We start from the raw sequence: 12522 nt of genomic DNA on the forward strand, positions 1-12522 counted from the left end.
ATAAATAAGAGGTTACGTCTAGGGGCATCGGATTATCGAGTGATGTTATGCAACGCGTAGACAAGACATACACTAAGGAAGAGGTCATGAGCCTGATGGAACCGTTGGTCTCCACATGGTTCAATGAGAGGTTCGATAACCTTACGGAACCGCAGGCACGTGCCATCCCTGTGATCCACCAGAGGAAGGATGTATTGGTATCATCCCCTACAGGTTCTGGTAAGACGCTCACGGCCTTCATGAGCATAATCAATGCGTTGACACGTTATGCTTCCGAAGGAAGGTTGGAGGAGCGCGTATATTGTATCTACATATCTCCTCTCAAGGCACTCGCCAATGATGTCAACAGGAATCTCAATACTCCATTGGCGGAGATGAGGGAGGTCGCCGAAGCTCACGGGATGAACATCCCCAACATACGCGTTGCAGTGAGATCGGGGGATACATCACAATATGATAGGCAGAAGATGGTGAAGCACCCTCCGCACATCCTCATAACAACACCGGAATCATTGGCATTGATCCTGGAGGCGCCGAAGTTCAAGGAGAGCTTCCAGAATATCGAGTGGGTGATCTTGGACGAGATCCATGATATCTGTGATTCGAAGAGGGGTGCGTTCCTGTCATTGACGATGGAACGCCTCAGAGAATACTGTACGACGGATTTCACGAGGATCGGTCTGTCAGCTACCATGGCACCTATGGAAGCGATCGCAGGGTATCTCGTCGGTTGTGATGAGAACGGAGAGACCAGGGATGTGACGTTCATCGAATCGAGTATGAAGAAAGTTCTCGATCTGAAGGTGATATGTCCAACGGATGACGTGACCACGCATTCATCGGACATCGTCAATTCGATGATGTATGATACACTCAAGGAACTGGTGGATCAGCATGAGACCACATTGGTCTTCACGAACACGAGATCCGGTGCCGAGAGCGTCGTCTACAAACTGAAGGAACGTGGTTTGGATAACGTAGAGGTGCATCACAGCTCGCTATCCAAGGAAGCGAGGTTGGATGTGGAGGAGAGACTGAAGCATGGTGAGATCAAATGCGTGGTCTCATCCACGTCTCTCGAATTGGGAATAGATATCGGTTCTGTGGACCTAGTCTGTCAGATAGGGTCGCCCAAATCCGTGGCCAAGGGTCTGCAGAGGATCGGACGTTCCGGTCACAGTTTCGGAAAGATCGCGAAGGGGAGACTCCTTGTCTTCGACCCGGACGATCTCGTCGAGTGCGCAGTGATGTGCCGTGCGGCACATCGCAGCGATATCGATCGCGTAGGCATACCAGAGAATTGTCTGGATGTCCTCTCGCAGGCGGTCGTGGGGATGAGTCTGAGCGCCCGTTGGGATGTGGACGATGCATATAGGGTCATCAAAGGTTCGTATTGTTATCGCAGCCTGCCCAAGGAGAAGTTCATCTCCGTTCTGAGATACCTTGGGAGCAAGGATGAGTACGAAGGCGTGTACTCGAAGATATGGTACGATGAGGAAGAGAATGTCTTCGGCAGGAAGAAAGGCACGAGGATGATCTATTTCATGAACCTCGGTACCATACCTGAGGAGGCTAACTATCGTGTCATAACCAACCATGGTTCCATGGTGGGAGAACTATCTGAGAAATTCGTAGAGAGGTTATCTGCAAGAGATATATTCGTTCTCGGGGGCAGGTCATTCGAATTCGTCCGTTCCAAGGGGATGACCGCATACGTCAAGGAAGCCATAGGAAGGAAGCCAACGGTACCGTCATGGGCGGGCGAGATGCTTCCGAGAAGTTTCGACCTATCCATGGATGTAGCAAGGTTCAGAGGAGAGATGGTCGAGAACCTTGGGAGGGACGAGGATGATCTGAAAGAGGAACTCGTCAACGATTTCGATATAGATGATGGATGTGCGAGATCCATCATATCATACTTCAGGGAACAGAAAGCGGTCGCAGGAAGCATACCAGATGATAGGAATCTGATCATCGAGGAGTACATCGACCCATCGGACAATCAGAGACTAATATTCCATTTCCCCTTCGGCAGGAGGGTGAACGATGCCCTCTCCAGGGGATACGCATACAGGATATCCAATGCCATAGGCGTCAACGTATCCGTGACCATGTCTGATGACAACTTCATGATCGGCATGTCAAGGAAGATAGACATAAGCAAGGTCCCATCGATGCTATCATCCAACGACATCGAAGTGATACTCAGGAAAGCGATTAAGGATTCTGAGATATTCAAACTTAGATTCAGGCATACCGCCGCAAGGAGTTTCATGATCCTGAGGAACTATATGGGCCGTCCGATCTCAGTGAACAGACAGCAGACAAGGTCATCCTATCTGTTGGAGGCATTGGCTGATATGGATAACATGCCTGTCATCGAAGAGACGTATAGGGAAGTGCTCGAGGATGACATGGACATAAAGAATGCACAGGTCGTCCTGAAGATGATCGAGGATGGGGAGATGCGTCTCTCCACCGTCTCATACAACGGCACACCATCCCCATTCGCACACTCCGTCATACTGTCAGGATTCTCGGACATAGTCCTGATGGAGGATCGTTCAGCGTTGCTGAGGGAGTTGCACAGGAAAGTGCTCTATCGTGCGATGGGAGATAGCATCAGAGAGTTCGAGTTCGATGAGGATCAGGTCGTCCCATACTTCAGGGAGAAGGTCGGGCGCATCACAGAGAAATCCGACATATTATCCGTCCTATCGCGTACCGGGCCGTTACAGGCCATGAGGGAGAGAGGCAGGAACATCTACTCCTACTCTGACGTGGATAAGAAGACGGTGGACGGATGGATCAGGGAATTGTTCAGAGAGGGCAGCATAGGGACGGTGTTCTTGGACGATCCGCACATAATGCTGTCAGAAGAGATCCCATATTATGCCACTGCAACGAGGAAACAGAAGGAGCTCACAGAGGATGACGAGAAGGTCTTGGGAGCATTGACGGACGAGGCCCTATCGCTTAGCGAGATCTCGATGAAATCTGGTGTCGATGAGGACATCGCATTCAGATGCATGAGGAAATTGGAATCGATGTATCTGATAACGAGGGTGGATATTTCAGGCAACAACAAGTGGGAATTCGCAAGATATCTTGACGGATTCGCCGACGAGGACGAATCGGCCGATCGCATAATAGTGAGATTCCTAGATTGTTTCGCACCTGCAACGATGCAGGAGATCGCATATGCGCTCTCGATGTCTGAATCACGTGTGAAGAGGTCGTTGGAAGCTTTGGTAGCTGATGAGGAATTGGTCTGCGGGAGATTCCTGATCTCTGAGAACGATCAGTACATGAGAAAGATCGACCACATGAGATTGAAGGCCGGAAAGGACAATGTATACGATTACGAAACGGTAGAGAGATACAGATTCTACAAATGCCCGAGGTTCAAGGACATATCCGAGTTCTTCGAATACTACGATTCAGCCGGCAGCGAGATCGATGTGTTCAACAGGGTGGATGATTTCGATCTCAAGGAATGGTACAGGATGCGTATGAGCGGAGAGGTCCTGCTCGGAAGATTCCTGAGAGGTAAGGTCAGATACGTCAAGGCGGAGACAGGCGACATGTTGGCAAGTCTGAATCACGAACCCATACTCCCAGAGGATGAACAGTTGTTGAAGACCATATCAGGGATGGGCTCGGCAACACTCCGTCAACTGGTCAGCGAGACGGGACAGGACAAGGAGATGGTGAAAGCATCCATATTCCGTCTCGATAAGGCGCTGAAGGTCATTCGTGCATTCGGTGAGAAGGAGGATTGGGGTACCGAGAACGATTATGAGGTATACCATCCCGCCGAGGTGGATTCGGATCCGATCCCCAAATTGATAATGCAGGCCATACGCGCATACGGCCCGATGCCCGCCTCAGCATTGAGATATATGACAGGCGTGCCGATGGATGAGGCAACATCGATCGCCACATCGATAGGCGCACAGACGATCCTCGTCGGAGAGGGACAGACGCCCATGCTGATCATGCCCGAGGAGATACCGAAGATAAGCGATCAGATCCCGATCGATGACAGCATCCGCGTCTATTCGCTATTCGATCCGGATCTCGCATCGAAATGGGCGGAGATATCCTCACGTTATGGGGATAAGTGGATCTATCCTCTCGTGAGGGACAGTCACGTGGTCGGGGCTTTGGAGGTCTGGGAGATGTCCGGATGTGTGGAGATCAGATCCATGGACATGGACGATCCATCGATGCTATCTGACGTTTTGAAAGGTATTGACAATTTCATGAGATTCTTCAATATGAAGGGCACGGACATAGTCCGTATCAGAGAGATCCTCTCCAAGGATGTGGCGGATATCGATAGGGATATGGAGAAGGCCCTCAAGGAGAATGGATACCGTTTCGTCAATGGTTTCTACGCGAAAGGACGTTTCAACGACCATACATTGAGCGAAGCACAGCTCTTGAGCTATGTATTCAGGAAACAGCATGTGGTACAGGGTGAGAAATATCTCACGGTATCGAGTGCGATAGAGGCTCGCGGATACATCAGGACGGATGCGGAACTGTTGACGAGAGTGAAGGACAGGACATCCATGAAGAAGCAGATGGAACGCGGGGACATCATAAGGACGTTCCTGATCCCATCATACAACGGATACACCATGCCTAGGTTCGCAGCTATGTACCGTTCCGCCAAGGACAGTCCAGTGGATGAGACCATGAGGGCGATATTGGCGATCATAGAGGATCGTCAGCCTGTATCGAGGAAGGAGATCGTGAACAACTCCCCATTCTCCGAGGAGAGGACTGTGGAGGCGATCAATTCATTGTTCCATGCATCCGTGATATATCAGGATTCATCGTCGGCCTACAACGTACTGAAGGAACCGAAGATGGATAAGAACGAGGCTATGACGGAGATAGTGAAGCTGATGTTCTCCGACTTCGGGATATTCAGTGCAGAACTGTTGGCATCGATGATAGGTCAGAGGATGCCAATCGTGAGGGGCATATTGAAGAGATTGGAGGATGAGGGATTCCTGGTGAAGGGATTCTTCATGCGCGATAGTCCGACAGTCTATTGGATGCTGAAGGAGGATTGCGGAAAGCCGATCGACATGATCCGTAACGATATGTTCCTTCTCAACACACAGGACAACCTGCACGTCTATCTCAGGGATATGATCAAACGTGACATGAATTCCACGAGCAACGTCATATTCAGAGGAACTAAGATAATCGGCTCGTTCAAGGGCAAGATGACCATATCCGGAGCGAAGGTCGAGGAATTCGAAGGCTCTCCTGAGGCGAAGCGTTACCTCAAGGAAGTGGCGATATCGCTGGGCGTGAGGTTGGACAAGGATCAGAGGGTCCAGGAGGATAATGATTGGGACGTGTCCGAGTTCTTCATAAAGACGAATCCAGGCGCCATATGAGTGTGCCTTGGGCACAAATCATTATTATAATCGCACGCGTACAGTTACACGATGGCCCAAATCGAGATCAGAATCGAATTGAAGAAAGGGGTTGCCGACCCTGAAGGTAAGAACACGATGAAGACCCTGGAATCCCTAGGTTTCGAGGGAGTGGAGTCCGTTAGATCGGTCAAGGTCTTCGACATCGAACTTGACATGACCCCAGAGAAGGCGGTCGAGGCCGGTGAGGAGATGTGCAGGAAACTTCTTGCGAACCCGGTCATTCAGAATTACAGAGTCATTTTGAGATGATCAGATGTCCGTTGAGAGATTGATGACCAAACGTGATGTTCCATTCTCGCTCTTCGACGTCAACATACTTGATGCGACGGATGAGGAGTTGCAGGAGATATCGTCCACGATGGGGTTGGCCCTTTCAGTGGATGAGATGAGGACGATCGTGGATTATTTCAAGAAAGAAGGCAGGAACCCAACGGATGTGGAGCTCCAATCATTGGGACAGGCATGGAGTGAGCACTGTTGTTACAAGAGCTCCAAACCCATACTGAAGGAGTTCATATTCTCCATCGACCGTCCGGACATCCTTTCGAGAGGAGATGCCGGAGTGATGGTCTTCGATGACGATTATGGTTATGCGTTGAGGATCGAGAGTCACAATCACCCATCAGCGATAGAGCCTTATGGCGGTGCCGCGACAGGTATCGGAGGTATCCTTAGGGATGTCGTCTGTATGGGAGCACAACCGATCGGTCTCGTCGATCCATTGTGCTTCGGGCCGATAGACACGAAGAAGGAGATCCCGAAAGGGATGAAACACCCTCACTATCTGGTGAATGGTGTCGTATCAGGCATCAGGGATTATGGTAACCGCGTAGGTGTGCCGACAATCTCCGGTGGTTTCTTCTTTGATGATAGATACACAGGCAACTGCCTGGTGAACGTAGCATGTTTGGGCATAGTCAAGAGGGATGAGTTGGGCGTGAACTACGCTTCCGGGCCCGGGGATGTGATGATACTCCTCGGCGGACGTACCGGAAGGGACGGCATACACGGAGTCACATTCGCATCGGCGGATCTGACATCGACATCAGACGAGGATTCAAGGGGTGCTGTGCAGCTCGGCGATCCGATAACGAAGGAACCGACCATCCACGCATGTCTCGAGGTCAACAAGAAAGGTCTGATAACAGGCATGAAGGATCTTGGAGGAGGAGGGCTCAGTTGCGTCGTCGGAGAGATGTCATTGGACGCAGGAGGATGCGGAGCCGATGTCGATCTCGACAAGGTCCCGTTGAAGGAGGACGGCCTTGCGCCATGGGAGATTTGGGTCTCGGAATCCCAGGAGCGTATGATGGTCACCTGCAAACCTGAGAATGTGGACAAAGTGCTCGAGATCTTTGATATGTGGGATGTCCTTGCAACACCAATCGCCAGGACCACCGATACGAAGCATACGCGTCTGTTCTGGAACGGTCAGATGATATTCGACATGGATCTCGAATTCCTCACCGGAGGGCCGGTATACAACAGGCCGTACACGATCCCTAAGGTGTCAACGAAGGATGATGAGGTATTCCCATCCGCGAGGGCTGATAACGCTACGATGTTAGCGATGCTGTCCGATCTCAACATCGCATCCAAGGAATGGGCGATCCGTCAATACGATCATGAGGTCAGAGCATCCACGGTCATACATCCGATGGTAGGAAAACTGAACAGGACAGGGCCTGGAGATGCATCCGTGCTCATGCCCGTCCCTGGAAGATACAAGGGTCTGGCTGCCGCAGTGGGTTGCAACCCATGGTTTACGGCCGAGAATCCATACAACGGCGGAAGGGCCTCAGTGGATGAGGCATGCCGTAACATCATAGCAGTGGGGGCGAGACCTAATGCTCTCACCGATTGTCTGAACTTCGGAAATCCCGAGAAGCCTGAGAGGCTTGGGGAGTTCAGAGAGGCCGTAAGAGGTCTCGGAGAGTTGTGCAGGGATCTCAATCTCCCGATACCATCCGGTAACGTCAGTCTCTACAACGAGGCGCCCGGAGGAGTGGGCATATTGCCGACACCGATGATATTGGGTTGTGGGCTCATCGATGACATCAGGAAAGCTGTTACCGCGGATATGAAGTCCGAAGGAGATAGATTGTATCTCGTAGGTAGGACGAAGGATGAGATGGGCGCATCACTCTTCTTCCGTAAATTCGGAGGTAAGGGCGGGGATGTGCCTGGTGTCGATGCCGATCATCTGAAGCTCATGATGGATAAGATGCTGGACTCCATGGACAAAGAACTCGTCAAAGCATGTCATGACTGTTCGGACGGAGGTCTCGCAGTGGCCGCAGCAGAGATGTGCATCTCCGGAGGCATCGGTCTGAGACTCGACCTCACTGCTATGGGGGACATGTGCATGGAGAGAAAACTCTTCTCAGAGAGCAACACCCGTTGGTTGGCCGAGGTGTCCGAGAAGGATGCCAAGGAATTCGAGAGTATCATGGGTCCGGATGCCGTATGCATCGGAATCACAGGTGGCGACAGGTTCATCGTGAACGATTCGAAGATAGATCTGTCATTGGATGAGATCAGCAGAGCATGGAATGAACCCATGTGGAATCTTATGGGAGGCGGTTATCAATGAGGCCAGAAGATGTCAGGGTATGTGTCCTCAGGATCGAGGGTACGAACTGTGAGGATGAGATGTATGAGGCGTTCAAGATGGTCGGAGCCTCGCCTGAGAAGGTCCATCTCAAACAATTGACAGGCCAATCCCCATCCGAGCTCAAGAGGGATGTCGAGGATTACGACATACTCGCATTCCCTGGAGGATTCTCTGCCGGGGATTATGTGAGGGCAGGCGCGATATTCGCTGCCAGGATAAGGTCCGCCATAGGCCCGCAGATAAGGAGATTCGTTGAATCCGAGAAACCTGTGTTGGGAGTATGCAACGGATTCCAGATCCTTGTGGAATTGGGTCTGCTCCCAGCGTTGGATGATGTAATGTCACCAGAACCGACTGCCGCATTGTACACCAATGATTCTGCAAGATTCGAATGTCGCCCTACGTTGTTGAGGAACGACAATCGCGGAAAATGCATATTCACATCGGAGATCCCGAAGAAGAAGGTGCTCATGATACCGTCCGCACATGCTGAGGGTAAATTGTTGAGCATGGATCCCAGATTCGTCGACAGATTGGAGGAGAACGATCAGATCGTCTTCAGATACGTGGGCGAGAACGGAGAGGATGCTGAATATCCATGGAATCCCAACGGTTCGCCGTCAGACATCGCAGGTATCTGTAACCCTGCAGGTAATGTGCTCGGTATGATGCCTCACCCTGAACGTGTACTCACAAGGTTCACGCATCCGGATTGGACCAGAGGATACGATTCCGAGGAAGGCGACGGACTCTGTCTGTTCAGGTCCGTCATGAAGAAACTCGTTTGATCATGGGTGGGCTGTCGCCCATCCATTCATAATTCCACTCTAAGATCGATACGGTCGTTATCGACGAGGCTCAATGTCCTTCTGAGATGATAATGACAGATAATCTCTATCACTTCTTTGTAATGTGATCTCTCAGGAACGACGACTGCACAGTCTATGTTCTTGATCTTCGCTTTGTATGCGATGACATCTCCGAAACTCCTGCCATCACTTGTGAATCCATGGATGACGTATCCGGACGTACTGCGAATGAGGTCCAGTTTCCCAATGTCCTCTTTGTCTATGGTTAGGTTCAACGTGCCTTCGTATGGCTTGAATCCGAGCACGCTCTCGAACTGTTTCATGTAGCCTTCTTGGCAGATGTAGTATCCGCCTTCGCCCATTCCGGATGTGACCGCACCATGGATGAAGATATGGTCCTCCAATTCGAAGATACGACGATATTCGTTATATTCTTCCTTGAGGGCATCAACACCTCTCTCCGTGAGCTTTATGCGTTGTTTCCTTGCACCTAGGTCACGCGTTATGAGTTTCTCATCCAATAGTTCTAGAATCCTTTTAGAAGCGGATTGTTGACTCATGTTCAGTGCGTCACCCAATTCACGTGAGGATATCGCGATTAAGTCGTCGATACCGCCTAAAAGGGCGATTTTCCTTAATGCGAATGTGTATTTCTCATCCATCGGATGTCGATTGAATATCCTTGATAAAACAATTACGCATTTTCTATTATTCTACAATAATAGTTGTAAAGAAGATTGTATCGATTCCATCCGTCGGATGGAATCGATGAATGGGTTTCAGATCCTGTCAAGCGCCATCCATTTCTCGGTCGCCTTTCCGGATCCGAGGATGATGGTGAGGATAGCCAATATCACGAGTGCGACACCGAACCAAAGATTGATTGCTCCGAAGTATATGCCCGCAATAATTGCGATAGCATTGGCAAAGCTCATAAACAGGAATGAGTAGTGGTTCCCTTTACCATCTGAATAAAGGAATCCTGCCTCAGCGAAGAAGAGGACTGTTATCAAGAGTCCGAGTCCCATGCTGCCGAACAGGTTATCAGTATGGTCGTAGAAACCGCATACAAATGATGCGATCGCAACGATGCCGCCTATGATGGCAAGTGCTGAGGTTGCGATGACAATATTTGGTCTGCCGTCCATTTATATTACCTGCCACAGCATTGGACTTTCTTTTTATAATAGTTTTGTAGAACGAATCATCAGATTCGGTTCTGTAACTTCAGGGTAATTCTGTTTATCCGAAGCAGTGAACGTACAGAATGGAAAATGATGGGATGCGCATCCATCACTTCTTGTACAATTCTTTCCTCATGACAACGGATTGCTCTGAGAATCCACAATCGTCATATAACGCTCTGGCTGCGGTGTTGGTCGCGCTCACATTGAGGCTGAGGGACAGAAGACCATTCTCCTTGCACCATATCTCTGCGGATGCGATCAATTCCTTTCCCAACCCTTTCCTTCTGAATCCCTCTTCTATGAACACGCCGAGCACATATCCTATGGGTTCACACGTGAACTGATCGTTGGATCTTCCTAGCCATAACATACCTGCTCTCTTGTTCCCATGCATGAGTATGAATGCTTCATTCCTCGGATCCTTCAGATTGAAAGCGACGACCATCAATGTGTTCTGTATCCATAACGCATTCAATTCTCTCTCGGTCTCGTTGACGGATGATAGTATCGTCCCTTTCATGCAATCAAGGATGTATCCTTTGTCATCCGTTCTCTCTAAGGTGAATCCTTCGGTCTGGAAGGGGATGGAATCCATGGTCAGATATACGCGATCCCATTATAGAATGAGTGGTCGCAAGTTCATCAGATCATTGTATAGATCGCCACTCTCTTGACCAATTCTACATGTTGAACATCTATCATCATGTATGATGTTATAGTAAGCAATCCTTATATAGAAGAACAAACTTTAACCACAATTAGTAATCCAAAATATGGAGGCAATCAATCATGGGAATGGGTAACACACCTATCGTGATCCTCAAGGAAGGAACCAAGAGGGACAAAGGAAAAGACGCTCAGTTCAACAATATCGCAGCAGCAAGGACGATCTCCGATGCAGTCAGGAGCAGCTTGGGCCCCAGGGGTATGGATAAGATGCTCGTTGATTCGATGGGAGATGTCGTCATCACAAATGACGGAGTGACCATCCTCAAAGAGATCGATGTTCAGCACCCCGCAGCAAAGATGCTCGTCGAGGTCGCAAAGACACAGGATCAGGAAGTAGGGGACGGTACGACAACGTCCGTCATCCTTGCAGGTGAACTCCTCAAGAAAGCAGTCGACATGGTCGATGCGAACGTTCACCCGACGATCATCGCAAGCGGATACAGGCTTGCAAACGCAGAGGCACAGAAGATCCTGATCGACATCTCGAAGAAGGTCTCATACGACGACGACAAGTTGCTCAAGCAGATTGCAGAGGTCTCGATGAACAGTAAACAGGTCAACGCATCCAAGGACTTCTTCTCCGATCTCGTCGTAGACGCAGTCAAGACGATCGCAGAGAAGACCAAGGACGGATACACAGTCGACCTCAACAACATTCAGACAGTCAAGAAGACCGGTTCATCAATGGATGAGACAGAGCTCGTGAAAGGACTCATCATCGACAAGGAGCCTGTGCACTCAGCAATGCCCAAATCCATCAAGAACCCGAAGATCGCACTCATCGATGCAGCATTCGAGGTCAAGAAGACAGAGATCGATGCAAAGATCCAGATCACAGACCCATCCAAGCTCAATGACTTCCTCCTCGAGGAAGAGAACATGCTCAGGAGAATGGTCGAGAAGGTCAAAGAGGTCGGAGCAAACGTCGTCTTCTGCCAGAAAGGTATCGACGACCTTGCACAGCACTTCCTTGCAAAAGAGGGAATCTATGCAGCAAGGCGTGTGAAGAAGAGCGACATGGAGAAGCTCGCAGCATCCACCGGTGCTAACATCATCAACAAGATCTCAGAGCTCGACAAATCCGATCTCGGAGCAGCAGGACTCGTCGAGGTCAAGAAAGTCGGTGACAACGACATGACATACGTCAGCGATCTCAAGGATGCAAAATCCGTCACAATCCTAATCAGAGGTGGAACCAAGCACGTCGTGGACGAGATCGAGAGATCACTCATCGATGCATGGTCCGTCGTAAAGGTCGCAATCGAGGATGGAATGATGGTCACGGGTGGCGGTTCGACAGCAGTCGAGATCGCAATGCAGCTCAGGAGCTATGCTCAGTCCGTCGGTGGAAGGGAGCAGATCGCAATCGATGCATTCGCATCTGCTATGGAGTCAATCCCCACAACACTTGCAGAGAACGCAGGTCTCGATCCGATCGATATACTCATCGAGATGAGGAAACAGCACAAGGCAGGCAACAAGTATGCAGGACTGAACCCCTTCTCCGGAAAGGTGGAGGATATGTTCGCACTCAACGTAATCGAACCATACAGGATCGGAAAACAGGCAATCAACTCCGCAACGGACGCAGCCGTCATGATCCTCAGGATCGCCGACGTCATCGCATCACGCAGCATGCCTGCACCTGCAGGTCCTCCGGGAGCAGCAGGTTCGATGCCCAAAATGGAAGACGATTAAACATATTCCATAGGGGGCTTCGA

The 12522-nt window shown here is 50.2% G+C and carries 8 protein-coding genes; 5 read left to right on the forward strand and 3 right to left on the reverse strand.

The window, feature by feature from the left end:
- Nucleotides 1-47 precede the first annotated feature (47 nt).
- The 4 genes from ACI2NF_RS03110 to purQ are packed head-to-tail and all read left to right on the forward strand — an operon-like array spanning nt 48 to nt 8864.
- On the forward strand, nt 48-5420 hold the full coding sequence (locus ACI2NF_RS03110; protein ID WP_400211051.1) for an ATP-dependent helicase: 5373 nt from the start codon (nt 48-50) through the stop codon (nt 5418-5420).
- A 51-nt stretch (nt 5421-5471) separates the two neighbouring features.
- Nucleotides 5472-5711 carry a phosphoribosylformylglycinamidine synthase subunit PurS gene (gene purS, locus ACI2NF_RS03115; RefSeq protein ID WP_400146179.1) on the forward strand — a complete coding sequence of 80 codons (240 nt, stop codon included), beginning with the start codon at nt 5472-5474 and terminating at the stop codon, nt 5709-5711.
- Between the two features lie 4 nt (nt 5712-5715).
- Nucleotides 5716-8055, forward strand: coding sequence for a phosphoribosylformylglycinamidine synthase subunit PurL (gene purL, locus ACI2NF_RS03120; RefSeq protein WP_400211052.1), 2340 nt, complete (start codon nt 5716-5718; stop codon nt 8053-8055).
- Nucleotides 8052-8864: a phosphoribosylformylglycinamidine synthase subunit PurQ gene (gene purQ, locus ACI2NF_RS03125; protein WP_400196733.1), complete on the forward strand. Its 813-nt coding sequence runs from the start codon at nt 8052-8054 to the stop codon at nt 8862-8864. Before purL ends, purQ begins: the two co-directional genes overlap by 4 nt.
- 26 nt (nt 8865-8890) lie before the next feature.
- Here purQ and ACI2NF_RS03130 read toward each other — a convergent pair whose 3' ends face one another.
- From ACI2NF_RS03130 to ACI2NF_RS03140, 3 genes are all read right to left on the reverse strand, one after another.
- The gene (locus tag ACI2NF_RS03130) at nt 8891-9547 is read right to left on the reverse strand and encodes a DUF120 domain-containing protein (RefSeq protein ID WP_177971795.1); all 657 of its coding nucleotides are present in this window, start codon (nt 9545-9547) and stop codon (nt 8891-8893) included.
- A gap of 117 nt (nt 9548-9664) precedes the next feature.
- The gene (locus ACI2NF_RS03135) at nt 9665-10033 is read right to left on the reverse strand and encodes a hypothetical protein (protein ID WP_400150476.1); all 369 of its coding nucleotides are present in this window, start codon (nt 10031-10033) and stop codon (nt 9665-9667) included.
- A gap of 145 nt (nt 10034-10178) precedes the next feature.
- Nucleotides 10179-10667, reverse strand: a complete 489-nt coding sequence (locus tag ACI2NF_RS03140) for a GNAT family N-acetyltransferase (RefSeq protein ID WP_400151396.1) — start codon at nt 10665-10667, stop codon at nt 10179-10181.
- A gap of 194 nt (nt 10668-10861) precedes the next feature.
- On the opposite strand from ACI2NF_RS03140, the gene thsB reads away from it, so the two are divergent.
- Nucleotides 10862-12499 carry a thermosome subunit beta gene (thsB, locus tag ACI2NF_RS03145; RefSeq protein ID WP_400211053.1) on the forward strand — a complete coding sequence of 546 codons (1638 nt, stop codon included), beginning with the start codon at nt 10862-10864 and terminating at the stop codon, nt 12497-12499.
- Nucleotides 12500-12522: the final 23 nt, after the last annotated feature.

The sequence above is a fragment of the Candidatus Methanarcanum hacksteinii genome, assembly GCF_964305265.1.
Lineage (GTDB): Archaea > Thermoplasmatota > Thermoplasmata > Methanomassiliicoccales > Methanomethylophilaceae > Methanarcanum > Methanarcanum hacksteinii.

Bases quoted from the DNA above. Each gene is read 5' to 3' on its own strand.
- ACI2NF_RS03135 (WP_400150476.1), bottom strand. From the start codon at position 10,033: ATGGACGGCAGACCAAATATTGTCATCGCAACCTCAGCACTTGCCATC.
- ACI2NF_RS03130 (WP_177971795.1), bottom strand. From the start codon at position 9,547: ATGGATGAGAAATACACATTCGCATTAAGGAAAATCGCCCTTTTAGGC.
- ACI2NF_RS03140 (WP_400151396.1), bottom strand. From the start codon at position 10,667: ATGGATTCCATCCCCTTCCAGACCGAAGGATTCACCTTAGAGAGAACG.
- thsB (WP_400211053.1), top strand. From the start codon at position 10,862: ATGGGAATGGGTAACACACCTATCGTGATCCTCAAGGAAGGAACCAAG.
- purQ (WP_400196733.1), top strand. From the start codon at position 8,052: ATGAGGCCAGAAGATGTCAGGGTATGTGTCCTCAGGATCGAGGGTACG.
- purL (WP_400211052.1), top strand. From the start codon at position 5,716: ATGTCCGTTGAGAGATTGATGACCAAACGTGATGTTCCATTCTCGCTC.
- purS (WP_400146179.1), top strand. From the start codon at position 5,472: ATGGCCCAAATCGAGATCAGAATCGAATTGAAGAAAGGGGTTGCCGAC.
- ACI2NF_RS03110 (WP_400211051.1), top strand. From the start codon at position 48: ATGCAACGCGTAGACAAGACATACACTAAGGAAGAGGTCATGAGCCTG.